Origin of the sequence: Kitasatospora sp. NPDC048286 (assembly GCF_043201735.1) — a bacterium.
In the GTDB taxonomy this organism is placed as follows: Bacteria; Actinomycetota; Actinomycetes; order Streptomycetales; family Streptomycetaceae; genus Kitasatospora.
Genome location: NZ_JBICZE010000001.1, coordinates 521,721 through 546,327, shown reverse-complemented (window position 1 = coordinate 546,327; position 24,607 = coordinate 521,721). Strand labels below are relative to the sequence as shown.

The 24,607-nt window shown below is 75.4% G+C and carries 13 protein-coding genes; 1 reads left to right on the top strand and 12 read right to left on the bottom strand.

Features of this window, described 5'->3' with window-relative positions; translation table 11 throughout:
- Window positions 1-13: 13 nt before the first annotated feature.
- From ACGF13_RS02515 to ACGF13_RS02485, 7 genes are all read right to left on the bottom strand, one after another.
- Window positions 14-817: an ABC transporter permease gene (locus tag ACGF13_RS02515; RefSeq protein WP_392868109.1), complete on the bottom strand. Its 804-nt coding sequence runs from the start codon at window positions 815-817 to the stop codon at window positions 14-16.
- Window positions 814-1,797, bottom strand: a complete 984-nt coding sequence (locus ACGF13_RS02510; RefSeq protein ID WP_392868106.1) for an ATP-binding cassette domain-containing protein — start codon at window positions 1,795-1,797, stop codon at window positions 814-816. The genes ACGF13_RS02515 and ACGF13_RS02510 overlap by 4 nt, the downstream gene beginning before the upstream one ends.
- A gap of 3 nt (window positions 1,798-1,800) precedes the next feature.
- Window positions 1,801-2,004: an MbtH family protein gene (locus tag ACGF13_RS02505; RefSeq protein WP_392868104.1), complete on the bottom strand. Its 204-nt coding sequence runs from the start codon at window positions 2,002-2,004 to the stop codon at window positions 1,801-1,803.
- Window positions 2,001-9,242, bottom strand: a complete 7,242-nt coding sequence (locus ACGF13_RS02500) for an amino acid adenylation domain-containing protein (protein WP_392868102.1) — start codon at window positions 9,240-9,242, stop codon at window positions 2,001-2,003. The genes ACGF13_RS02505 and ACGF13_RS02500 overlap by 4 nt, the downstream gene beginning before the upstream one ends.
- Window positions 9,239-15,715: an amino acid adenylation domain-containing protein gene (locus ACGF13_RS02495; protein WP_392868767.1), complete on the bottom strand. Its 6,477-nt coding sequence runs from the start codon at window positions 15,713-15,715 to the stop codon at window positions 9,239-9,241. The genes ACGF13_RS02500 and ACGF13_RS02495 overlap by 4 nt, the downstream gene beginning before the upstream one ends.
- A gap of 2 nt (window positions 15,716-15,717) precedes the next feature.
- Complete coding sequence (sbnA, locus tag ACGF13_RS02490) at window positions 15,718-16,710, bottom strand: 2,3-diaminopropionate biosynthesis protein SbnA (protein ID WP_392868099.1); 993 nt, start codon at window positions 16,708-16,710, stop codon at window positions 15,718-15,720.
- Between the two features lie 263 nt (window positions 16,711-16,973).
- Window positions 16,974-17,546 carry an LmbU family transcriptional regulator gene (locus ACGF13_RS02485; protein WP_392868097.1) on the bottom strand — a complete coding sequence of 191 codons (573 nt, stop codon included), beginning with the start codon at window positions 17,544-17,546 and terminating at the stop codon, window positions 16,974-16,976.
- A gap of 530 nt (window positions 17,547-18,076) precedes the next feature.
- Between ACGF13_RS02485 and ACGF13_RS02480 the strand changes: the two genes are divergently transcribed.
- Window positions 18,077-18,784 carry a BTAD domain-containing putative transcriptional regulator gene (locus tag ACGF13_RS02480; protein ID WP_392868095.1) on the top strand — a complete coding sequence of 236 codons (708 nt, stop codon included), beginning with the start codon at window positions 18,077-18,079 and terminating at the stop codon, window positions 18,782-18,784.
- A 53-nt stretch (window positions 18,785-18,837) separates the two neighbouring features.
- On the opposite strand, the gene ACGF13_RS02475 is transcribed toward ACGF13_RS02480, so the two are convergent.
- From ACGF13_RS02475 to ACGF13_RS02455, 5 genes are all read right to left on the bottom strand, one after another.
- Entirely contained in the window at window positions 18,838-21,054 is a 2,217-nt protein-coding gene (locus ACGF13_RS02475) for an MMPL family transporter (protein ID WP_392868092.1), read from the bottom strand.
- Between the two features lie 159 nt (window positions 21,055-21,213).
- Window positions 21,214-21,981: a 4'-phosphopantetheinyl transferase family protein gene (locus ACGF13_RS02470; protein WP_392868089.1), complete on the bottom strand. Its 768-nt coding sequence runs from the start codon at window positions 21,979-21,981 to the stop codon at window positions 21,214-21,216.
- A complete protein-coding gene (locus tag ACGF13_RS02465; RefSeq protein WP_392868086.1) occupies window positions 21,975-23,102 on the bottom strand; it encodes an acyl-CoA dehydrogenase family protein in 1,128 nt (375 codons plus the stop codon). Before ACGF13_RS02465 ends, ACGF13_RS02470 begins: the two co-directional genes overlap by 7 nt.
- Window positions 23,099-23,722: a hypothetical protein gene (locus ACGF13_RS02460; RefSeq protein WP_392868083.1), complete on the bottom strand. Its 624-nt coding sequence runs from the start codon at window positions 23,720-23,722 to the stop codon at window positions 23,099-23,101. Before ACGF13_RS02460 ends, ACGF13_RS02465 begins: the two co-directional genes overlap by 4 nt.
- Window positions 23,719-24,606: a hypothetical protein gene (locus ACGF13_RS02455; RefSeq protein ID WP_392868081.1), complete on the bottom strand. Its 888-nt coding sequence runs from the start codon at window positions 24,604-24,606 to the stop codon at window positions 23,719-23,721. The genes ACGF13_RS02460 and ACGF13_RS02455 overlap by 4 nt, the downstream gene beginning before the upstream one ends.
- Window position 24,607: the final 1 nt, after the last annotated feature.

The window sequence follows — 24,607 nt, the reverse complement described above, 5'->3', positions numbered from 1 at the left end:
CGCTGACGTTGGATCACCGCCCGACGGCGCGCCGGAATCCGCGCAGCGCGGCGGGTACGACGGCCAGCAGCACGACTCCGAGCGAGCAGGCGACGACGACCCCGGGGTGGGTCGCCGGGAACCCGGCGGCTGCCGGCCCGGTCGGCTCGTTGCCCCACAGGTGGCGGCAGACGGTGATGACGGAACTGACCGGGTTCCACTCGGCCGCCGGGCGGAGCCAGCCCGGCAGCCCGCTCACCGAGACGTAGGCGTTGGACAGGAAGGAGAGCACGACCAGGATCAGCGCCCCGGTGCCGTCGATCGCCTCCACGTTCCGCATGGTGGTGCCGAGCAGGATGCCGACCCACAGCATGACGAAGGAGAAGGCGAGCAGCACCGCGAAGCCGGCCGCGATCCGCCACGGCCCTCCGTGCGGGCGCCAGCCGAGCAGGAGGCCGAGACCGGAGACGGCCGCCAGCCCGGCCGCCGCGGTGAGCATGTCCGACAGGGCGCGGCCGACGAGCACGCTGCTGGCCGATATCGGCAGCGAGCGGTAGCGGTCGACCAGTCCGTCGCGCAGGTCGACGGCCACGCCCAGGGCGGTCGGCCCCACCCCGGCCAGGGCGACCTGGGCGGCGATCCCGGCCATGATGTAGTCCTCGTAGGAGGCCACGCCGGGGATGGCGATCGAGTCGCGGAACAGGTAGCCGATGGCGATCAGCATGACGGCGGGGGTCATGGTGACCAGCAGCAGCCTGCCCGGCGACCGGCGCAGATGGCGCAGGTGGCGGCCGGTCAGGACTGCGGTGTCGGCCAGATAGGCGGCCAGCGCCGTCATGGCTGATCGGTTCCTTCCGAGGAGGGGGCGCCGGTCGGGGCGGCGGCCCCGGTGAGGGCGAAGAACACGTCGTCGAGCGAGGGCCTGCGGACCTGGAAGTCCGCGGCGGTGATGCCGCGGCCGCGCAGCTCGGAGGCGGCCAACGCGACGTCGTCCAGCCCGTGTTCGAGCGGGACGGTGACCCGGCAGCCGTCCTCGTGGACGGTGGGGGCGCGGCCGCCGAGCGCGGCGAGGGCGGCGGCCGCCGCCCGCAGCTGTCCGGGCTGGGCCACGGTCACCTCCAGGCTGTCCGTGCCGACCTTGCGCTTCAGCTCGTCGGGGCTGCCCTCGGCGACGACCCGGCCGGTGTCGATGACCACGACGCGGTCGGCCAGCTCGTCCGCCTCCTCCAGGTACTGGGTGGTCAGCAGGACGGTGACGCCGCCGGCGACCAGGCCGCGCACCTCGTTCCACAGCACGTTCCGGCTGACCGGGTCGAGGCCGGTGGTCGGCTCGTCGAGGAACAGCACCTCGGGCTCTCCGACGACGCAGGCGGCCAGGTCGAGCCGGCGGCGCATCCCGCCGGAGTAGGTGCCGACCGTCCGCTCCGCGGCGTCCAGCAGCCCGAAGCGGTCGAGCAGTTCCTGGGCGCGCGCCGCCGCGCCGCGTCGCCCGAGCCGCAGGAGCCGGCCCAGCAGCACCAGGTTCTCCCGGCCGGTCAGCAGCGCGTCCACGGCGGCGTACTGCCCGGCCAGGCCGATGCGGCGGCGCACCGCGCGGGGGTCGCGGGCGACGTCGTGTCCGGCCACCACGGCACGGCCGCCGTCCGGTTGCAGGAGGGTGGCGAGGATCCGGACGGTGGTGGTCTTGCCGGCGCCGTTCGGGCCGAGCACGCCCAGCACCGTCCCGGTCGGTACGGCCAGGTCGATGCCGTGCAGGGCGGTGTGGGTGGCGTAGCGCTTGCTCAGCCCCTCGGCGAGGATCGCCTTGTCGGTGGCCACCGGCTAGCCCCGGTTCCGCAGGCTCAGCGGTCGCATGTCGGTCCAGTGCCGCTCGATGTGCTCGACGGCGCCGGCCCGGTCGGTCTCGGCGAGCGCGACGGTCCAACCGTCCGGCAGGTCCGCGAAGGACGGCCACAGCGAGTGCTGGTCCTCCTCGTTGACCAGCACGAGGAAGCGGCCCTCGGGGTTGTCGAAGGGGTTGCTCATGAGTTGTCTCCCAGGTCGTCGGAGGTCGTGCGGTGGGTGGCGGCGGGGGAGTGCAGGGCGGCCAGCCGGTGTTCGACCAACCGGCCGATCGCGGCGGCCGGGCCCGGGCCCAGCATGTCGGCGTGGGCGCAGGGCACCGGGTGGACGTCGACCCCACCGGTCACGTACCGCTCCCAGGTCTTGGCGCGGATCCGTACGTCCTGCCCGTCCAGGGACCCGGTGGCGACCAGCAGGGTCATCCCGCCGTCGAAGGTCTCCGGGGTGTGGCCGCGGAACAGGTCGACGTTGGCGCGCATGACCGTGAGCAGCCGGGCCAGGGCGGCTTCGTCGAAGGCCGCGAGCGGGCCGCCGGTCCGGGCGAGCAGGGCCGCGACGGCCTCGACGGTGGGCCGGGGCAGCACGTCGGCGCCGAGGCCCGCCTCGGTGAGGAAGTCCGTGAGGAACTCCTCGTCCGTGGGCTGCGACTCGGGGGCGGAGTCCGGGTAGGCGTCGAGGTTGGCGAGGAAGGCGACCTCCTCGCCCTCGGCGCGCAGCCGCACGGCCATCGCCTGCGCCACGATGCCTCCGTAGGACCAGCCGAGCAGGTGGTAGGGGCCGCTGGGCCGGACGGTCCGGATCCGGGCGACGTAGTCCTCGGCGACGGCGGCGAGGTCGCCCGGCGGGGTCTGCTCGCGGGCGAGGCCGGGCGCCTGGAGGGCGTGGACCGGCTGCTCCGGGTCGAGGTGACGGGCGAGTTCGGCGAAGGGCAGGCCGAAGCCCAGGCCGCCGTGCACGCAGAACAGCGGTGCCCGGGATCCGCCGGAGCGGATCGGCAGCAGCGGGGCGAGCAGGTCGACCGGGTCGGCGGCGGCGGCCGGCCGGCCGGACTCGTCGGGGCGGCCCGCCACGGCCAGTTCCGCCAGGGTGCGGTACTGGAAGACGGCGGCCAGGTCCAGCCGCAGCCCGGCCCGTCCGGCGGCGTTCACCAGGCGGATGGCCTTGAGGCTGTCGCCGCCGAGCGCGAAGAACCCGTCGTCGGGGCCGACCGCCGCCCGCCCCAGCACCTCGGCCGCCGCCTCGCAGATCACCCGCTCGGCCGGTGTGCGGGGCAGGGCGGGGGCCGTGTCCACCGGCGCCGGGGCGGGCAGCGCCGCGGTGTCCAGCTTTCCGTTGGGCGTCAGCGGCAGCTCCGGGAGCAGCACGAACGCGCCGGGGACGGCGTGGGCGGGCAGGGTCCGGCCCAGGTCCCGCCGGAGGTCCGCCGGTTCGGGGTCGGGGTCGGGGCCGTTCGACGCGGGCACCAGGTAGGCGACCAGCAGGCGGTCCCCGGAGCCGTCGTCCCGGACGGTGACGGCGGCCCGGGCGACCGACGGGTGCGCGGCCAGGGCCCGTTCGACCTCACCGGTCTCGATGCGGTAGCCGCGGACCTTCACCTGGTGGTCGCTGCGGCCCGTGAAGTCCAGGCGGCCGTCCACGTCCCAGCGGACCAGGTCGCCCGTGCGGTACATCCGGGTGCCGGGCGGGCCGAAGGGGTTCGCGACGAAGTGCCCGGCGGTCAGCCCGGGGCGGCCGAGGTAGCCGCGGGCCAGTCCGGGGCCGGCCACGTACAGCTCGCCGACGGCGCCGTACGGGACGGGGCGCAGGGCCTCGTCCAGGACGTACACCGAGGTGTCGCCGATCGGCAGGCCGATGGGGACGGAGGAGGCCTCGGGCGCAGGCTCGCGCACCTGGTGGACGGTGGCGATGACGGCGGCCTCGGTCGGCCCGTAGGCGTCCACCACCTCGGTGCCGGGCAGGGCCTGGCGCAGCTTGCGCACGTGCTCCGCCGAGACGGCCTCGCCGCCGGTGAGCAGCAGCCGCAGCGGGGCGAGGCAGGCCGGGTCGAGGTCGGCGATGACGTTGACCAGCCGGGGGGTGAGCAGGGAGACGGTGACGGCGCTCTCCCGCAGCAGCGCGCCGAGCCGTCCGGGGTCGGTCGGCCCCGGCGGGTTCACCGCCAGCCGGGCGCCGTGTGCCAGGGCCGTCCACACCTCGAACACCGAGGCGTCGAAGGCCGGCGAGGCGTTCCACAGGAAGGTGTCCGCGCGGGCGAAGCCCAGCGCGGGCATGCCGTGCACCAGCCGGGCGGTGGCCCGGTGGGAGACGCCGACGCCCTTGGGGGTGCCGGTCGAGCCGGAGGTGTAGATGACGTAGAGCAGGTCGTCCGGGTCGGGCCCGCCCGCCGAGGCGGTCTCGGGGAGGGCGTCGATCTCCCGGCGGGTGCGCGGGTCGTCCAGGCAGACGGCCGCGCAGCCGCCCTCCGGGTCGGCGCTCGCCGCCTCGGCGGCCAGGGACCGCTGGGTGAGCAGCACCCGGGCGCCGCTGTCGGTGACCATGTGGCGCAGCCGGGCGGCCGGGTAGGCCGGGTCGAGCGGCAGGTAGGCGGCACCGAGCCTTGCCGCCGCCAGCATGGCGACGACCGCGTCCGGCCCGCGTTCCAGGCACAGCGCCACGACGTCGCCCCGGCCGACGCCGCGGGACGCCAGATGGCGGGCGGTCCGGTTGGCGGCGGCGTCGAGTCGGCGGTACGTCATGGCGCCGTCGAGGCCGGTCCCGGTGCCGGTGGCGAACAGCAGCGCGGTCGCCTCGGGCGCGGTGGCCAGGTGGGCGTCGAACAGGGCGGTGACCGTGGTGCGGGGCGTGTCCACCGGCCCCTCTCCCAGGGCGCGCAGGTCGCCGCGCGCCTCGGGGGTGAGGACCTCCAGGTGGGAGAGCGGGCGGGTGGGCGCGTCGGTGGCCGAGGCCAGCAGCCGCAGCAGCGCGGCGGCGAGGCGCCGCACGGTGCGCTCCTCGAACAGGTCGCTCGCGTACTCGACCGCCAGGTCCATCCGGTCGGTCTCGGGGCCCGCGGTCAGCTGGACGAACAGGTCCCACTTGGCGGTGCTGCCCGCGGTCGGTACCGGCTCCATCGTGAGGTCCGGGCCGGTGTCGGGGACGGGATCGGCGTCCCGGCAGTCCAGGATGACCTGGAACAGCGGATTGCGGGACAGCGACCGCTCCGGATTGAGCGTCTCCACCAGGCGCTCGAACGGCAGGTCCTGGTTCTCGTAGGCGGCCAGGTCGAACTCCCGGACCCTGGAGAGGAGTTCGGAGAACGAAGGATCGCCCGAGGTGTCGGTGCGCAGCACCAGGGTGTTGACGAACATGCCGACCAGGCCGTGCAGTCGGGCGTCGCCGCGCCCCGCGACCGGGCTGCCGAGGGGGATGTCGGTGCCGGCGCCGTAGCGGGTGAGCAGGGCCGCGAGCCCGGCCTGCGCCACCATGAACAGGCTGGTGCCGGAGTCGCGGGCGAACGCCCTCAGCGCGCGGACGAGTTCGGCGGGCAGGGGCAGGTGCACCGTGCCGCCCCGGTGGGTGGCGAGGGCCTGCCGGGGTCGGTCGAAGGGCAGCCCGATCTCGACCGGCAGTCCGTCCAGTGCCCGGCTCCAGTGGGCGAGTTGGCGGGACAGCTCGCTGTGCGGGTCCTGCTCCGAGCCGAGCAGCTGCCGCTGCCACAGCGTGAAGTCGGCGTACTGTACGGGAAGTTGGGCGAATGCGGGGGCCCGTCCGGCGAGCCGGGACCGGTAGGCCTCGGCCAGGTCGTTCGCCAGCGGACCCAGGGACCAGCCGTCGGCCGCGATGTGGTGCAGCACCAGCGCGAACACGTGGTCGTCGGGTGCCAGCGCGAACAGCGTGGCCCGCAGCGGGGGGCGGACGGCGAGGTCGAAGCCGCGGGCGGCCTCGGCGGCGAGCGCCCGCGGCAGCTCCTCCTCGGTGCAGTCCACCAGGGGCAGCGGCAGGTCGACGGCCTCCGGGGCGAGCACGCGCTGCTCGGCGCCGGTGCCGTCGCCGCCGACGGCGGGGAAGACGGTCCGCAGCGACTCGTGGCGGGTGACCAGGTCGCGCAGCGCCGCCCGCAGCGCGTCGGCGTCCAGCGCCCCGCGCATCCGCACCGCGAAGGGGACGGCGTACAGCCCGTCGGGCACCCCGAGCCGCTGCAGGAACCACAGCCGCTCCTGCGCGTGGGAGAGCGGGACGGACGCCGGCCGCTCCCCGGCGACGAGTTCGGGGAGCGCGCGGGGCTCCGCGCCGTCCGCGTCGGAGCGCTCCGGGCGGGCGGCCAGCAGGGCGGCCAGGGCGGCGGCGCTGGGGGCCTCGAACACCTCCCGCACCGACAGCGGGCTGCCGAGCCTGGCCCGCACCAGGTTGGCCACCCGCGCGGCCAGCAGCGAGTGCCCGCCGAGGGCGAAGAAGTCGTCGTCCGCGCCGACCGGGTCGAGGGCGAGCACCTCGCCGAGGATCGCGCACAGCTCCCGCTCCTCGGCGGTCTCGGGCAGCCGGCCGGCGGCGGTGTGTTCGGGGGCGGGCAGTGCCCGGACGTCCACCTTGCCGTTCGGGGTGACCGGCAGCGCCGCGAGCACGACCAGGGCGGCGGGCACCATGTGGGCCGGGAGGGCCGCGGCGGCGTGCGCCCGCAGCTCCTCCACGTCCAGCCCGGCGCGGCCGGAGGGCACCGCGTAGCCGACCAGGCGGCGGTCCCCGGGCCGGTCCTCCCGGACCGTCACCGCGACCTGGGCGACGGACGGGTGGCCCCCGAGCACGGCCTCGATCTCGCCCGGCTCGATGCGGAAGCCGCGCAGCTTGACCTGCTGGTCGGCGCGGCCGACGTAGTCCAGCGCGCCGTCCTCCAGTCGGCGCACCACGTCGCCGGTGCGGTACATCCGGGCGCCGGGCGGCCCGAACGGGCAGGCGGGGAACCGGGCGGCGGTCAGGCCGGGACGGTCGTGGTAGCCGCCGGCCAGCCCGGGGCCGGCCACGTACAACTCGCCGGCCACACCGGTCGGCACCGGCCGCAGGGCCGAGTCGAGGACGAACAGCCGGAAGGCCGAGACCGGTGTGCCGATCGGCGGCCTGCCCGCGCCGTGCAGCGGTTCGCTGACGCTCGCGCAGACCGAGGTCTCGCTCGGCCCGTAGGCGTTGCGCAGCTCGACCCGGGCCGACCAGTGTTCGGCCAGGGCCGCGGGCAGCGCCTCACCGGCGGTGAACAGGCGTAGGTCGGACGGCAGTTCGGCGTCCCCGGGCAGGCCGGCCAGGACGGTCGGCGGCAGCACCGCGTGGTTGATCCGGTGCGCGAGGAACAGGCGGGCCAGAGCCTCCCCGGACATCCGGCTCTCCGCCGTGGCCAGCACCAGGGCGCCGCCGGTGTAGAGCGAGGCGCACAGCTCCCACACCGTGGCGTCGAAGCTGAACGACGCGAACTGCAGGGCCCTGGCCCCCGGCCCCGCGCCCAGCCGGACGGCGTGGTGGGCCGCCAGGTTGACGGCACCCTCGTGCGGGACCACGACGCCCTTGGGGCGACCGGTCGACCCGGAGGTGTAGACGACGTAGGCGGGGCTGCCCGGTGCGGCGACGGCCGGGCGCACCGGGGCCCCCGGGTCCGGCGCCGGCCGGGAGTCCGGCAGGTCGAGGTCGACGCGCGGCGCGGCGCAGCCGTCCGGCAGCCGGGTCGCCGAGGTGGTGACCACCAGCGTGGGGGCCGCGTCGGCGAGCATGTAGGCGATCCGCTCGGGCGGATAGGCCAGGTCGACCGGCAGGTACGCGGCCCCGGCCTTGAGCACCGCGAGCAGTGCGACGATCATGTCGGCGCCGCGCGGCAGGGCCAGGGCCACGAAGGTGCCGGGGCGCGCGCCGGACGCCGCCAGCCGCTCGGCCAGCCGGTCCGAGGCGGTGTCGAGCTGCCCGTAGTCCAGGGTGCGCGCCGCGGCCGGGTCGTCCGGCCGGTCCTCGTCCGGGACGATCAGGGCGGGTGCCCCGGGGTTCCGCTCCGCGTGCCCCCGGAACAGCTCGTGCAGGGTGGCGCCGCGGGTGCGGTCGTCGCGCAGGTCGGGGCCGGCGCCCGGCCCCTCGGGGGCCTCGCCGCCGCCGACGATCCGGGCCAGCGGGGTGTCGGGGGCCGCGGCCGTCCGCTCCAGGGCGTCGACGAACAGGTCGAGCGCGCGGGCGGCCGTGCGGGCGCCGTCGCCGTCGAACGCGCCGGGCGCGTGGGCGAGGGAGAAGTCGAGCCCGTCGCCCGGGGTCACGGTCAGGCCCAGCGCGAAGTGGGTGGCGGTGCGCACCCTGATGTCGTCGAGCACCAGGGCGCGGTCGTCGGAGGGCGCCGTCCGTGCCATGGGGTAGCTCTGGAAGGCGACCGCGGTGTCGAACAGTTCGCCGCGCAGGCCGGCCGCGGCCTGCACCTCGGCGAGCGGCAGGTGGGTGTGCGGCAGCAGGTGCACCTGCTGCCGGGCCAGGGCGCGGACCAGCTCGGCGACGGTCCGGTCGGGACGCAGCTCGGCGCGCACCGGCACCGTGTTGGCGAACAGCCCGATCATCGTCTCGACGCCCGGCAGCTCGGCCGGACGGCCGGAGGTGACGGTGCCGAAGACCACGTCCTGGCGGCCGGACAGGTAGCCGATCGCCACCGCCCAGCAGGCCTGCACGGCCGAGTTGAGGGTGACGCCCTCGGCCGCGCACCAGGAGGAGAGTGCCCGGGTCAGCGCGGGGGAGAGGGCGGCCGAGCGGACCTCGGGCAGCGCACCGGCGTCCTGTCCGACGGAGTGCGGCGCGAGGCGCAGCGGGCCGTCGAGGCCGGCCAGGGTCTCGGCCCAGGCGGCGCGGGCGGCCTCCCGGTCCTGCCCCGCCAGCCAGCGCAGGTACGTCCGGTACGGGGCGGGCTCGGGCAGCGGCTCGGCCCCGGCGAGGCCCGCCAGGGCGAGCAGCTCCCGCGCGGCGAGCGGCATCGACCAGCCGTCCAGCAGCAGGTGGTGCACCGACCACAGCAGCCGGTAGCGGCGCCGGCCGAGCCGGATCGCGGTGAACCGCATCAGCGGCGGCCGGGCCGGGTCGAAGCGCTCCAGCCGGTCCTGGTCGGCGATCCGGTCGGACTCGGCGCGGCGCCTGCGGTACGGGAGGCCCGCCAGGTCCACCTCCCGCCAGGGGGCGTGGACCGAGCCCTCGTCCAGGACCACCTGGACGATCTCGCCGTTGCGGCGGGGCCGGAAGCAGCTCCGCAGGTGCGGGTGGCGGCCCAGCAGCGCCGCCGCCGCCTCCCGGAGGCGGTCGACGGGCAGCTCGCCCTCGACCCGCACCGACAGCTGGAGGACGTACGGGTCGGGTCCGCTTCCCTCGGCGGCGAGGTAGTGCAGCCCCTGCTGGAGCGGGGAGAGCGGCAGTGCTTCGACGATCCTCGGCTTGCCCGTCACAGCATGTCCTCGTTCAAGTCGTTCTCCATCAGGGCCAGTTCGTCGTCGTCGAGGGCCAGTAGGGGCTCCTCCGGCGCGGCGGGCGGCGCGGGCCGGTGCGCCTCGGCGACCTCGGCCAGGGCCGCGACCGTCCGGCCGGCGAACACGTCCCGCACGGCGAACACCAGGCCTTCGAGGTGCGCCCGGCTGACCACCTGGATCGCCCGGATGCTGTCGCCGCCGAGGGTGAAGAAGTCGTCGTTCGCGCCCACCCGTTCGACGCCCAGCACCTGCGCGAAGACGGCGCACAGGGCCTCCTCGCGGGCGGTCCGGGGCGCGCGCGGCGCGGCGGCGGGGCCGCCCGGTGCGGCGGCCGGCGCCGGGGCGGCCGCCGCACCGGCCCGCGGCCGCAGCGGCGAGCCCGTGCGGGCCAGCGTGGTGCCGGGGGCGGTGGCGGCGAGGTGCAGCAGCGCGGTGAACCGCTCGGCGACCGCGGCCACCCGCTCGGGCCGGAAGGCGGCGGGCAGGTAGTCCAGCCGCAGCCGCAGCCGGTCGCCGTCCGGCAGCACCGCCATGCTCAGCGGGTGGTGCCGGGCGTCGCGGGCCTCGGCGCGCAGCACCCGCACCCGGTCCGTTCCGGCGCCGCCCGAGGCCGCACCGGAGCCGATCGGGAAGTTCTCGAACAGCAGCACGGTGTCGAAGGCCTCGCCGACGAGCCCGGCGGCCCGGTGGATCTCGGCCAGCCCGAGGTGCTCGTGCGGCAGGAGCTCGGCGCGCTCGTCCTGCAGGGTGCGCAGCAGGCCGCCGAGCGTGGCGTCGGGGTGCAGCCGGACCCGTACGGGGACGGTGGTGAGGAACATGCCCACCATCGACTCGATCCCGGGGACCTCCGCGGGTCGGCCGGCCGTGATCGCGCCGAACACCACGTCCTGGGAGCCGGTCAGCTCGCCGAGCAGCAGGGCCCAGCAGCCCTGCACCACGGTGTTGACGGTCAGGCCGGCGGTGCGGGAGGTGGCGAGGAGCCGGGCGGTGAGCTCCGGGTCGAGGTCGAGGTGCAGCGACTCCGGGAGGGAGAGCGCCGCCGCGTCCGCGGCCGGGGCGACCAGGGTCGGGCCGGGGAGCTCGGCGAGCGAGCGCCGCCAGGCCTCGCGCGCCGCCTCGCGGTCGCGGGCGGCGAGCCAGGCGTGGTACCGGCGGTGCGGGGCGGGCCCCGGCAGCTCGGCCTTCTCGGTGACGGTGGCGCCCGCGCCGCCCGCGCCGCCCTCGCCGCCGTCGCTGTACTCGCCGCCCTCGCTGTACTCGGCGAGCAGGGCGAGCAGTTCCTCGACCAGGATCGGCATCGACCAGCCGTCGACCAGCAGGTGGTGGCTGGTCCACAGGAACCGGTACCGCTGCGGCCCGGTCCTGAGCAGGGTGAAGCGCAGCAGCGGCGGGGCCGCCAGGTCGAACCGGCGGGTGCGCTCCTCGTCGGTCAGGCGCTCCGTCTCGGCTGCCCGCTCCGACTCCGGAAGATGTGTCAGATCGACTTCCTCCCAGGGGAGTTCGGCGTCCGAGGGGATCAGCTGGACGGGGTCCCCGGAGGCGCGGTGGAGGAAGGCGGCCCGCAGCGCCGGGTGGCGCCGCAGCAGCGTCCGGCCCGCGGCCCGCAGTGCCGCGGGATCGAGCTCGCCCTCCAGGTCGGCGGCGATCTGCAGGGTGTAGACGTCCACCCCGTCCTGCTCGGCCTCGTGGTGGAACAGCAGCCCGCGCTGCAGCGGGGTGAGCGGCAGCACGTCCGAGAGCGCCTGCCCCGGGGTGAGCGCGGGGCTCGACCCGGCCAGCTCGGCCTCGTACCGTTCGATCTCCTCCTGGTCGAGGGCGACCAGCGGGAAGTCGGCCGGGGTGGCGCCGCCGGCGTCCGGCGACGCGGCGTACTCGGCCAGGGCGCGCAGCGCCCGGAACCAGGCGTCGGCCAGTTCCCCGACGGACTCCCGGTCGAGGATGCCGTCGGCGAAGGTCCAGTTGGCGACCAGGTGCGGGCCGTCGGCGCGGTCCTCGGTGGCCGGGGTGAGCGCGAGGACGTGCTCCAGCGGCATGGCCGGCTGGGTGCCGGTGCCGACGATGCCGTCCCCGGTGACCGGTGACCAGAGCACGTCCTCCCGGGCGTCGAAGCGGCCCATGTAGTTGAAGCCGATCTGCGGCCGGGGGTACCGGGAGAGCAGCCGCGCGGCCTGCGGGTTGAGGTGGCGCAGCAGGCCGTGGCCGATCCCGTGCTCGGGCACCTCCCGCAGCTGCTCCTTGACCAGCTTGACCGCCCGGCCGAGTGCCTCGTGGGGCCGGGGGCCCGGGTCGAGCCGGACCGGGTGGATGCTGGTGAACCAGCCGACGGTGCGGGACAGGTCCAGGCCGTCCGCGATCTCCTCGCGGCCGTGGCCCTCCAGTTCGATCAGCGTGGCGCTCGTGCCGTCGCCGTGGCGCCGCAGCCGCCAGTCGGCGACGGCGACCGCCAGGGCGGTCAGCAGGACGTCGTTGACCTCGGCCCGCAGGGCCGCGGGGACGGTGCTCAGCAGCAGCCCGGTGACCTCGGGCGGGAGCTCGGTGCGCAGGGTGCCGGCGGTGGCCCTGACGTCCCGCGCCGGGTCCAGCCGGCGGGGGCCGAGCAGCGGGTCGGGGCCGGTCAGGACGCGCTGCCACACGGCCAGTTCGGCGCCGCGCAGCTCGGTGCGGGCCCGGTCGGTCAGCAGCCTGCTCCAGGCCCGGAAGGACGTGCCGACCGCCTGGAGCTCGGGCCGGCGGCCCTCGGCGAGGGCGGCGCAGGCGGCCGACAGGTCGGTCAGCAGGATGCGCCAGGACACTCCGTCGACGACCAGGTGATGCCCGACCAGGAGCAGGACCTGCTCGTCCGGCGCCGCCGCGGGGCCGGGGATCAGGACGGCGCGGACCATCCGGGCCGTCGCGGGGTCGAGCCGGCTGCGGGCGGCCGCGGCCTGCCGGTCGATCAGCCGGAGCAGCGCCGACCGGTCCGCGGGCGGCCGCTCGTCCGGCAGGGTGAGGACCAGGCCGTCGTCGGCGGGGACCGCGCCGCGCGGGAGCACCTCCGTCTGCCACAGGCCGGGGGCCGGCTCGGTGAGCCGCGTCCTGAGGGCGTCGTGGTGGTCGATCAGGGACTGCAGCGCGGCGGTCAGCCGGTCGGCGTCCAGCCCGGCGGGCACCCGGACGGCGATGTGCTGGCTGAAGGCGGCGGCGGGGCCGGTCGTCGAGCCGGTGTCCTCCTGGAGGCGGGCGGCGATGGGGGTGAGGTCGAGGACGCCCACCGGCTCCACCTGCCCGCCGTCCTGCCCGGCGCCGGTGGCCGGTCGGGCGATCCGGGCGAGGACGCGGGCGGTGCGCCCGGTGAAGACGTCGCGGGTGCTGAGCACCAGGCCCGCGCGGCGGGCCGCGCCGACCACCTCGATGGCGCGGATGCTGTCGCCGCCGAGGGCGAAGAAGTCGTCGTCCGCGCCGACCCCGGGCAGGCCGAGGACCTGGGCGAACACCGCGCCCAGGGTCTGCTCGGCACCGTTGTGCGGCCCGTGCGCCGGGTCGGCGGGGGTGGCGTTCATGGCGTCGCCCACGGCCGGGCCGCTCGGTGCCGAAACGTTTCCGCCGGGCGCGGGCAGCGCCTTGCGGTCGACCTTGCCGTTCGCGGTCAGCGGAAGCGCGTCCAGGACGACCCACCAGCCCGGCACCATCCAGGCCGGCAGGACCGCGCCGACCCGGTCCCGCAGCAGGGCCGCGTCGACGCCACTCGGGGCGGCCACGTAGCCGGCCAGTCCGGAGCCGTGCGCGACCACGACGGCGTCCAGGACACCCGGTACCGCGCGCACGGCCGCCTCGATCTCGCCCAGCTCGACGCGCCGGCCGCGGACCTTCACCTGGAAGTCGCGCCGTTCGACGAACTCCAGCTGTCCGTCCGGACGCAGCACCACGCGGTCGCCGGTGCGGTACATCCGGGTGCCGCCGCCGGCGAACGGGTCGGCCGGGAAGACGGAGGCCGTGCGGACCGGGTCGCCCACGTAGCCGCGGCCCACCCCGACACCGCCCACCCAGAGCTCCCCGGGCACGCCGACGGGCATCGGGCGCAGCCCGTCCCCGAGCACGTACAGCCGGGTGCCGCGCACCGGGCGCCCGATCGGCACCCGCCCGGCGGCCGCGTCCTGCGGGGTGACGAAGGCGTGCGTCACGTCGTCGGAGCACTCCGTCGGCCCGTAGGCGTTGACCATGCCGATCCCCGGGAAGCGGGCGTACCAGCGGGAGCACAGGTCGGCCGGCAGGGCCTCCCCGGTGACCATCAGCCGGCGCAGGCCCGGAAGCCGGGGGGCCTCCCCGCGGGCGTCCCACAGGTCGAGCGCGGCGCGCAGCAGGGAGGGCACCACCTCCAGCACGGCGACGTCCTCGTCGACGGCCAGGGCGAACAGGGCGTCGGGGTCGGCGGCCGTCTCCGGGTCGGCGACCACGGTGCAGCCGCCGACCAGAAGCGGCGACAGCAGCTGCCAGACGTGCACGTCGAAGGTGAGCGGGGCGTTGGCGACGACCCCCTCGCCGGGGCGCAGCGCCAGGTCGTCCACCTTGGCCCGCAGGTGGTTCAGCATGCCGTCCCGGTGCACCATCGCGCCCTTGGGGCGGCCGGTGGAGCCCGAGGTGAACATCACGTAGGCGAGGTCCTGGCCCGATCCGACCGGGGGCACGGCCCGGCCATGCGCCGTCCGGCCGTCCGAGGCCGGTTCCAGCGGCAGGACCGGGACGGCTCCGGCCAGTTCGGCGGCCTCCCGGCCCTGCTCGTCGAAGCCGTCGCCGGTGAGCAGCACCGTGACCCCGGCGTCGCCCAGCAGCGAGGCGGTGCGGGCGGCGGGCGCGGCGACCTCCAGCGGCAGCCAGGCCGCCCCCACCGTCTGACAGGCGAGGATCGCGGCGAGGTAGCCCGCGCCGGGCCGGGTCAGCAGGGCGACCACCGTGTCCGGGCCGCAGCCCGCGGCGCGCAGTCGGGCGGCCACGCCCTCGACGCGGCGCTGCAGTTCGGCGTGGGTCAGCCGGCGGGCGCCGTCGACCACGGCGACGGCGTCGGGCGTACGGGCGGCGGCGGCCCGCACCAGCGCGATCGTGTCCTCCCGGGTGGCCCCGGCGGCGGGGCCGGTGAGCAGCCCGCCCGGCTCCCCGGGAAGCACCACGTCCAGGCGGTCGACGACCGTGTCCGGCGGGCAGCTCGCGAAGGCGCGCAGGAAGGCCCCGAACCGGGCGGCGTGCGCGGCCAGTTCGTCGCCGTCGTACAGCTCGCTGTTGCCGTCCAGGTGCAGTTCCAGGGAGCCGTCGCCGGTGTTGAGGACGGTCAGGATCAGGTCGTTGACGATGCCGGTGGACAGGTTCACCACCTGGCCGCGGCACGGGCCGAACTCCAGCACCGGCTCCTGGTCCAGCACGTTGACGAACGGCCCGAAGGGGCGCCGGTCGTCCGTGCGCAGGCCGAGGTCGCGGCGGATCCGCTCGCCCCGGTAGCGCTGGTGCCGCAGCGCGTTGGCGATCTCGACCCAGGCGGCGCGCAGCAGTTCGTCGCGGGTCGCGCCGTGGCGCACCGGTACGGCCAGCGGAAGGTAGTTGGCGACCATCCCGGGGACGCCGCGGGCGGCCGCACCGACCCGGGCGGTGACCGGCAGGGTGAGCAGCGGCTCCTCCAGGCCGGTCATCCGCTGCACGTAGGCGGCCATCGCCGCGGCCACCAGGACGGCCGGGGTGGCCCCGGCCCCGGTGGCGGCGGCGCGCAGCCGGTCCGCGTCGGCGGCGTCCAGCACCTCGGTGCGGCGCAGGGCGACGAGGCCGGGGGCGGGTTCGCGGGTGGAGAGCGAGGACGGCTCGGGCGAGCCGGTGGTGAGCCGGGTGGTCCAGTAGGCGCGGTCCTTGGCGAGGCGCGGCGACTCCCGGTAGGCGGTCTCCGCGTCCAGCAGCAGCCGGAACGGCGGCGGCGCCGACGGGGCGAGACCCGCCTCGTCGCCGCCGGCCGCGAGGTGGCCGTAGATCGCCGCGAGGCGCGGGTGGACCAGGTTGCGGCTGTACCCGTCGGACAGGATGTGGTGCATGCACAGGTAGAGCCGGTGGTGCTCGGGGCCGAGGCGGAGCAGCGCGGTGCGCAGCAGCGGCGGTTCGGCGGCCTTCATCGGCAGGTCGAGGTCGCGGAGCATCCACGCCTCGGAGGCGGCCACCGGGTCCGGTTCGGCGCCGAGGTCGACCAGCGCGAGGGAGCCGTCCGCCGGCGGTGCGACGGACTGGCCGACCACCCCGTCGTGCTCGGTGAAGCGCACCCGCAGGCCCTCGGCCTCCACCGACAGCCGTCGCAGGGCGCGTTCCAGCAGTGCCGGGTCGAGGGGGCCGCGCAGGTCGACGTAGTCGCCCATGGCGTAGCCGAGCGGCCCGGTCGTGAACTGCTCGTCGTACCAGATCTCGGACTGCGCGGCGGTGAGCGGCAGGTTGCCGCCAGGGGACACGGTCAACGCGCTGCCCGCCCTTCGTTCCGGTCCTCGCCGCCGGCCAGCGCCGCGTCGCCGAAGGTGCCGCGGACCCAGTTGTCGTCGTAGAGGGTGTCGAGGTAGCGCTCGCCCAGGTCGGGGGCGATGGTGACGGCCGTGGTGCGGCGGTCGGCGCCGTTCTCCCGCAGCCAGGCGAGTGCGCCGCCGACCGCGGTCCCGGTCGATCCGCCGAAGTGGTAGCCGTGCGCGGCCAGCCGGCGGCAGATCCGCACCGTCTCCTCCTCGTCGACGTGGACGACGGAGTCGACGAAGGACTCGTCCAGGAGCGCCGGCCGGATGCTGGTGCCGAGACCGGGGATGTGCCGCGGGCCCGGGGCCCCGCCGAAGGTGACGGAGCCGACCGAGTCGACGGCGACCACCCGCACGCCGGGCCGGTGCTCGTGGAAGTAGCGGGCACAGCCCATCAGGGTGCCGGTGGTGCCGGCGCCGATCACCAGGACGTCGAGTGCGGGGAAGCGGTCGGCGATGGCGGGCGCGGTGGTGCGGTAGTGGGCCATCCAGTTGCCCGGCGCCTCGTACTGGTTGAGCCACACCACCTTCTCGTCGGCGGCGCACATCTCCTGGACGTAGCGGATCCGGGCGCCGAGGTAGCCCTCGGTGGGGTGCGCCTCGGTGATGACGTGGACGTCGGCGCCGAACGCCTTCATGGTGCGGCGGGTGGCCGCGTTGCAGCGGGAGTCCGTCACGCACACGAAGCGGTAGCCGCGGTCGGCGGCGAGCATGCTGAGGGCGACGCCCATGTTCCCCGAGGAGGACTCGACCAGGGTCGAGCCGGGGCCGAGGACCCCTGCCGCCTCGGCCTGGGCCACGATCTCGCGGGCGGCCTTCAGCTTGATCGATCCGGCGAAGTTGAACCCCTCCACCTTGAGGTAGAGCTGTCGGGCGAAGATCGGATGCAGATCGACGAACAGATCGCTGACGTCGAATTCGTGCGGCGCAGATATGACAGGCATGGCAAGCTCCCGGCCGTCGGCGGTACGTCGTGACGTCGACAGCCTCGAGCTTCCATCCGGGCTCTGACCGGGCTCTGACCGGGCGCTGACACGATGCTGACGTGGCGTCGCCGGGGCCTGCCGAGCGGCCCGGACGTCCACTGTCCGCGCGCCCGGAGGCGGTGCCCCCACCGGGTGCGTGGCGTGTTCCTCGGAGGCTCACACCGGCACGGGTGACGGGAACCGCCTCCGCTTCGGGCGTTCGGTCATCGACGCTCGGACCGCTATGAGGGGCCGGGGGGGCCATCCGCCCCGACGTCTGTTCGTCCCAGCAACTCCGCCGCGGCCGAGTCGAGTTGGCGGGCCACCCATTCCCCCAGCGTCACCTGGGAGCGCTCGGCCGCCCGCTGCCACTGGCCCAGGCGGTCGCGGTCCACCACCATCCGGGGGAGCGAGGCCGTCTCGCGCGGTTCGGGGACGGCCCGGCGACCGCCCTTGATCTCCGAACGCAGCCGGTTCCTCGACCACTGGTGGTACTCGGCGAGGGCCATCCAGAGGTCCTGCTCGTAGTCGGGGAGGGCGGCCACCTCGGCGTGGTGCCCGAAGCTGAGTCCTTCCCGGCGCCGCGGCGGCTCGAACCGCCTCGCCACCCAGACGTAGTTGCGGATGGTCTGGTAGTCCAGCCCCGCCGCCTCCATGGCCCGCCGGTAGCGATCGGGGAAACGGTTCCGGCCGAAGAGCACCCAGTCGCCGAGGCACCAGGCGGAGGAGTCGGCCATGCGCGCGAGGCCGACGCCGGCCCGCTCCCAGTCCTCGAACGACACCGCCCCGGGAACCCGCAGTCCCACCTTCGTCATCAGGATCCGAGAGCCTGCGTTCCATTTCTCGATTGCAGTCAATTTCGCTTCCCCGCCCCTCGTAAGCCCGGCTCTCCACCAGGCAGTTTCCGCTACCGCACGTTCCCGTTCACCGATTGGCAGGGTGAATGCCCGCATTCCAAGATCCACGATCTTGGAATGGCCGTGGTATTCCGCCCGATCCGCCAATCGCGCTCGATCGGCGGCGGGCGAAGTCGCCCGCCGCCGTGAATACTCGCCAGTAGGCGTGCCTAAAAGCGGCCATACGGTCCTATACGCCCTTCGCTGTCGTGGCGGCGGCCGCCCCGCCCTGTCCCGCCGGCGGGACAGGACGCCCCCTGCGCTGCTTCCGTGCGCCATGGAAATCGCACAGGTGCCTTGGCGTCCCATCTGATTTCGGCTGTAATGTTCGCCGTCAGGTCGCCCATTGATTCGGCCCCTCCAGGGGTGCCACTGGGACGCGGGGGAATTTCATGTACATCACAATGCTGGGACCGCTGCGCGCCGCAAGCGGAACCGGATCTGCCGCTTTGGATGCCAAGAAGGTCCGCATAGCGCTGGCCGTGCTGGCCCTGCGCGCGGGCCAGGTGGTCAGTTTCGACGAACTCATCGACGAACTGTGGGGGGAGGCCCCGCTCAAGAACACGAGAAACTCACTCCAGGGCATTGTGGCCCGGATGAGAAGATCGCTCGGACGCATCGAACTGGACCCGACCGACCAGGGCGCCGTCCGCACCGTCGGCAACGGCTACGTGCTGGACATGCCCGCGGACCGGCTCGACGCCGACCGCTTCCTGCGGCAGGCCGCGGAGGGCCGCGGCCTGATCGGACGGTCGCCGCAGAAGGCCGCCGAACTGCTCCGCGGCGCGCTCGCCATGTGGTACGGACCGGCGCTGGTCGACGTCGGCGACGGTCAGCGCTGCCGTGCCGCCGCACTGCGCCTCGACGAACAGCGCAGGCTCGTCCAGGAGGATCTGATCTCCGCCCAGCTGGAGGCCGGCGAGGCCGGGGCGGTCGTACCGGAGCTGAAGCAGTTGCACGCCGAACACCCCGAGCGGGAGCGGTTCAGCGAGCAGCTGATGCTCGCGCTGTACCGGACCGGCCGGCAGTCCGAGGCGATCGCCACCTTCCACCGCACGCGCAAGCAACTCGACGACGAGATGGGGCTGTTGCCCAGCCGTCAACTGCAGCGGCTCTACCAGGCGATCATCAGTCAGGACGCGTCGCTGTCGCGCTGACCGCACGTGGGGCGGGTACCGGACCAGGTCCGGTACCCGCCCCACGCGAGGTTTCACACCGATTCCCCTGCGGTTGCCAGGGCGGAGGTGCCGACCGGCTCGCCGTCTCCCGCGACCGGGCCGGCCGGGGCCTCGGGCCGCTGCCCCAGCCGGGCCGGCCACCAGACCCACCGGCCCAGCAGGGCGATCACCGAGGGCAGCACCACGATCCGGATCAGCGTCGCGTCCAGCAGCACGGCGCAGGCCATGCCCACGCCCAGCTGCTTCATCTCGATGAAGGTCAGCGAGGCGAACAGGGCGAACACCGAGATCATCACCAGGGCGGCGCCGGTGACCACGCCCGCGGAGCGGGTGATGCCCTGCTCGACGGCCGCCCGGACGGACAGCCCGGAGGCGGCCGCCTCACGGATCCGGCCGACGACGAACACGTGGTAGTCCATCGACAGCCCGAGCAGGATGACGAACAGGGTGAGCGGCAGCCAGGCCACCACCTTGCCCGTGGACTGGAAGTGCAGCAGCCCGTCGGCCCAGGTGTGCTGGAAGACCAGCTCCAGCACGCCGAACGAGGCCGCCGCGGAGAGCACGTTGAGCACGACCGTCACCACGGCCAGCACGATCGACCGGAACGCCAGCGCCGTGACCACGAAGGTCAGGGCCAGGGCGAAGCCCAGGACCCACGGCATCTTGTCCACCACCTGGGCCCGGTAGTCCACGTCGTAGGCCACGTCGCTGCCGCCGACCGCCCACTTCACGCCGGGCACCTGTCCCACCGTGGCGGGCACGAGGTCGTTCCGCAGCCGGCTGAGCGACTCCCTGGCCTCCGCGGAACCGCTGCTGAGGCGGGTGCCGATGCCGACGGAGGCGTACTGGCCGCCGTGCGAGGTGATGATCTCGGGGGCGGGGGTGGAGGTGAACAGCGGGTCCTGGCCGGTGCGTTGCACCAGGGTCTCGAGCGCGGTGCGGAGCTGCCCGACGCCGGCCTCCGGCACCTGGGCCACCACCAGCTGGGTGTCGGACTGGATCGGGAAGAACTGCGTCAGCCGCGCCTCGGCCTGCATGGCGGGCATGCTCCGGGGCAGGTCGTCCACGCCCGTCGCCTTCAGCTTCAGGTTGAGGGCGGGAGCCGCCAGCGCCAGCAGCGCCACGGCGGACAGCAGCAGGCTGATCAGCGGGTGCCGCAGCGCCGGCCGGAGCAGCGCCGACCACACCCTGCCGCGGTCCCCGCGGCCCTGCAGCCGCCAGATCAGCGGCACCCGCGGCCGCTCCAGCGCCCTGCCGAACAGCACCAGCAGGGCCGGCAGCACGGTGAGCGAGGCGGACATCGCGATGGCCACCACCAGGATGCTGCCGGTCGCCATCGCCGTGAAGGCCAGGTTCCCGCCCAGGTAGAGCGCCGCCATGGAGAGCATCACGACGGTGCCGGAGACCACCACGGAGTGGCCGGAGGTGGCGGCGGCCAGCTCCACGGAGTCGACCTTGCCCAGGCCCCGGGCACGCTCCTCACGGAAGCGCTTGAGGTAGAACAGCGAGTAGTCCACGCCCACGGCCATGCCCATCAGCACGATGAGCTCGCTCACCGCACCGGGGTCCGGGACGAGTTGGGAGGCGGCGCCCCACAGGCCGAGGCCGGCCAGCACCGCGGACAGGCCGAGCACCACGGGGACGCCGGCCGCGACGATGGCGCCGCAGACGAACATCATCACCAGCAGGGTGATCGGCAGGCTCAGCACGGTCGCCTGCTGCACCTGCTCGCCCAGCATCGTGTTGAGGGCGGCCCGGACGGTGTCGGGGCCGACCAGTTCGACCCGCACCGCGGGATTGTCGCGCTGCGCGGCCTGCACCGCGTCGACCAGCGGCTGCACCCGGTCCGGAGCGGTGTCCTGGTCGCCGGTCATGACCACCGGCACCAGCAGCGCCTGCCCGTTCGAGGCCGGCACCTGCTCACCCGTCGAGGCCACGTCGGGCAGGCCCTTGAGCCGGCTCGCCGCGTCCGTGGCGGCACGGTCGGCGGCCTGCCGGTCGAGCTCGCCGTGGAGGGCGGTCACCAGCAGCGCCTCGGTCGGAGGCTGCGCCAGACCACCGCTCTTGGCGATCGCGGTGGCCTGCGCGGACTGCCCGATCGAGAGGTCCGTGTTGGTGGCGACCTTCGTTCCGGTGCTGCCGCCGACGGCCAGCGCGACCACCACGAAGACGACCCAGATCACCAGCGCCCACCACGGGTGGGTCGCACTCCACCGCGCCGACCTCGTCAGCACATTTCGGTTTCCCACGTCCCTCTCCTCATTCTCGCGGACTCCCGCGAAGAGATCTGCATCCAGAAGTGATCCGCACCCAGGCGGTGGAGAAGCAGAACGGGACCAGGTGCTTCACGTGCCGGCCGTTCGGTGTCCCGGCTTCCGCCTTCGTGTCACCAAGCTATCGACGGACCGTCATGTGATCGCGGGGGAAAGTTCCCTGATGCTGGTGGACTTTTCTCCCCCACCGTCGCCGGCCGGCGGCTGCCAGCATCGGGACGCGACCCGGAACGGCCCTGGTCCGGACAGGGCCACGGCGCCGGCGTAACCCGGCGCCGGGGTCAGATCCGCGACGCGCCAGGGGCCGGCCAGGGCCCCGCCGCGGCCGTGGACCGTCAGCGGGCCAAGGCCGCGCACCCACAGGCCGAGGCCCTGGCCGAGCCGACCGCCCTCCGCCTTGACGCAGGCCTCCTTGCGCGTCCACAGGCGGGCGAAGACCGCCGCCCGGCCGTCCGGCCCGCGGCCCGCCGGAGCGGCCGCCACCGACCTGAACTCGCCCGGCGGGAAGCAGCGTTCGGCGATCCGGGTGGCGGCGGACGCGTCGGCCAGCCGTTCCACGTCCACTCCGACGGGCCGCTCCGCCAGCGCCACCAACGCGATCCCGTGCGAGTGCGACAGGCTGACGAACAGCCCCTTGCCGTCGGCGAGTTCGGGCTTCCCGTTCGGCCCCCTGGTGAACCGTACGGCTTCCGGCGGGCGGCCGACCCGCGCGCCCACGACAGTGCGCAGCGCCGCGTGCGCGGTGACGAAGCGGGACCTGCGGAGCGGGTCCGGCAGCCGACAGGCGCGGGCGCGCTCCTCGTCGTCGAGGAGCGCGCCGAGAGCGGACGGGACGGGGCCCGGTGCCGCGCCCAGGGGCACGGTCCACACCTCCACGTCCTCGGGGACGGGCGGCGTCAGCACGCTTCGGCTCGTCCCACCCGGCCGGTGTGCAGGCCCTGGAACAGGTTGAGCCGCTGCATGGTGCCGGTGCCCTCCATGAACTCCACGCCCCGGGCGTCGCGGGCGTACTTGTCCAGCAGCGGATGCTCCAGGCGGGCCGCCGGGCCGAAGAAGGAGAGCGCCGACAGGGTGGCGTCCTCCGCGAGTTCGCAGGCCCGGGCCTTCGCGGCCGAGGCGAGGTGGCCGTCCGCCGGGCGCCGGTCCACGGCGACGGCGGCGCGGTGGGTGAGCAGCCGGGTCGCGTGGATCCGCCGGCCCAGCTCCTCGAACAGCGCCAGCTCCGTGCCCCGCAACTCCCGTCGGTGCTCGGCCACGTAGTCGTGTGCGGCACCCGCGATCCCTAGGGCGATGGCGGCCACACTGGGCCGGAGCCGGTTGAAGACCGCGAGTACGCCCCACATGCCGCGGCGGGTCGGCGGCAGATGGCGTCCCAGCACCCGGTCCGCCGGGACGCGAACGCCGTCCAGCGCGATCGCCCCCAGCCGGACGCCGCGCAGGCCGAGGGTCGGCAGCGGTTCGGCCGTCCAACCGGGGTCGGCGGTGTCCACCAGGACGGCGCTCACCCCGAGCCGGTCGGCGCCGGCGACCCGGGCGAAGACCGCCGCGACCGACGCCCGGGTGGCGTTGCCGACGTAGCGCTTGGCGCCGTCGAGCCGGAAGGACCCGTCGCCCAGGGGGGTGAGCGAGGTGCTCATCTCGCCGATGGCCGAGCCGCGTTCGGGCTCGGTGAGGGCGAAGCAGGTCCAGGTCGGCCCCTGGGTGAGCCGGTCGCGGAACCAGTCCTGCTGCTCCGGACTGCCCAGCACGTCCACCAGCACACCGGTCATCGACGGACCGGGTGACGCCAGCATCAGGGCGGCGTCGCCGCGGGCGAGCTCCTCGACCAGCACCGCCCGTTCCAGGGTGTCGCCGGAGTCCGCCGACCGGACCCGGGCGGCCAGGTGGCGCACGGCCGGCAGGTGGAGCAGGTCGTGGACGGCCTCCGGGTCGCGGTCCAGCCCCAGGGCCGCCGCACGCAGGTCCCCGGCCCAGCCGCGCGCGAGGTGGCGCAGCTCCTCCAGGTGCGCGGGGAGCCGGGTCATGATTCCTCCGGGGGCGTGGTGGAGCGGGGTTCCCGGTGCACGTCGGCGAGGAGTTCCGAGAGGTGGGCGTCCCATCCGGGGCCGGGGACGGTGAAGCCGTGCGCGCCGAGAAGACGCAGCAGCGCCCGGTCGGCCAGGGTGATCCGGTCGTGCAGGCGCCCCATCGCGGCGGCGTCCGGCGGGACGTCGGACTCGGAGAGCACGCACTCCGCCTCCAACTGCTCCATCAGCACGTCGGCCAGGGCGCCCTGGACCAGCTGCTTCATCAGGAGGGGGGTGCCGTCGGTGGTGCGCTTCGCGAGCCTGGCGACGACCGCGTCCCGGAGGCCCTCCGACGTGCCGAGCCGCACCCACACCAGTCCGGCCTGCCACTCCACCGAGGCCCTGGCTCCGGCGGCGGCCGCGGGTTCGGCGGCCGCGGCGCCGAGGCCAGGACCGTCCTGGCCCCCCGGCAGCGGCACGGCGTCGGCCGGGACGAGGGCGTGGCCGCCGGGGCCCCGGGGCGGGGCGTGCGGGGACAGCGCCGTGTTCAGTCCGCGCACGGCCTCGACGATGCCGTCGCGGCGGGCACGGGCGCGGCACTCCCGCCAGCAGCGGTTGACGTCGACCGGCGCCGTCATCGGACTCCGCCCTCTCCGGCCGGCAGCTCCAGGGTGCAGTGGGCCAGGCGGTCCAGTTCGTGGTCGTGGTCGGCGATCACCGCCCGCCCGCCCGGCGCCTCCCGCAGTGCCGCCCAGACCCCGGTGCACGGCAGCCCCGGCTCCGCGTCGCGGCGCCGGGTGCCGGGGGACGGCGCGAGCCCGGGGCCGGTGGCCAGCCCGGTGCCTGCCGCGAGCAGGGCGGCCCCGGAGAGGTCCGAGCGCAGCCCGGGCAGCGCCTGGTCGGCGCGGCCCTGTCCCATTCCGGCGACGGGCGCGGCCCCGCCGTCCCAGGCGAGCAGCAGTGCCACCGCCGAGTCGTGCTCGGCGGCGTACTGGCCGGACGCGGGCCCGGGGTACGGCTGCGAGCTCTGGTCGACGACGACCAGCAGCAGTCGGCTCCAGTGCGAGCGGCGGGCGTACTCGACGGCGATCCGCAGCGCCGTGAACGGGGCCAGCACCCCCTGGTCGGAGACCGCGAAGCAGAGCGGCTCCCCGGGCAGCCGGTGCTGCAGCAGCGACGCGGTGAGCGTGGTGTGCTCGAAGTCCGGTGTCGTGTAGGCGAGTACGGCCACCTGCGGCACTTCGGCCGGTGCGAGCGGACCGAGCGCGTCGAGGGCTCCGGCGGCCAGCCGGGGCATCGGCCGCAGCGGGGAGTCCGTGAACCCCTCGCGCAGCACCCGCGTCCCGTACAGCTCGGCCGTCCGCCGGTGCACCTCCTGGACCGCGGGACGTGGCGCGCCGCGGAGTCCCCCCTGGTCGGTGGGCCGGTACCAGCCCGCCCGCAGCAGGCGTGGGACCGTGCCCGCGACCGCGTCGGCGGTGGCGGGCACGGTTCGGGAAAGCGGCGCGGTGGCGCGGAACATG

Excerpts from the sequence above, each read along its gene's own strand:
- ACGF13_RS02515 (WP_392868109.1), bottom strand. The coding sequence starts at position 817 with ATGACGGCGCTGGCCGCCTATCTGGCCGACACCGCAGTCCTGACCGGC.
- ACGF13_RS02505 (WP_392868104.1), bottom strand. The coding sequence starts at position 2,004 with ATGAGCAACCCCTTCGACAACCCCGAGGGCCGCTTCCTCGTGCTGGTC.
- sbnA (WP_392868099.1), bottom strand. The coding sequence starts at position 16,710 with ATGCCTGTCATATCTGCGCCGCACGAATTCGACGTCAGCGATCTGTTC.
- ACGF13_RS02485 (WP_392868097.1), bottom strand. The coding sequence starts at position 17,546 with ATGACGAAGGTGGGACTGCGGGTTCCCGGGGCGGTGTCGTTCGAGGAC.
- ACGF13_RS02465 (WP_392868086.1), bottom strand. The coding sequence starts at position 23,102 with ATGACCCGGCTCCCCGCGCACCTGGAGGAGCTGCGCCACCTCGCGCGC.
- ACGF13_RS02460 (WP_392868083.1), bottom strand. The coding sequence starts at position 23,722 with ATGACGGCGCCGGTCGACGTCAACCGCTGCTGGCGGGAGTGCCGCGCC.
- ACGF13_RS02455 (WP_392868081.1), bottom strand. The coding sequence starts at position 24,606 with ATGTTCCGCGCCACCGCGCCGCTTTCCCGAACCGTGCCCGCCACCGCC.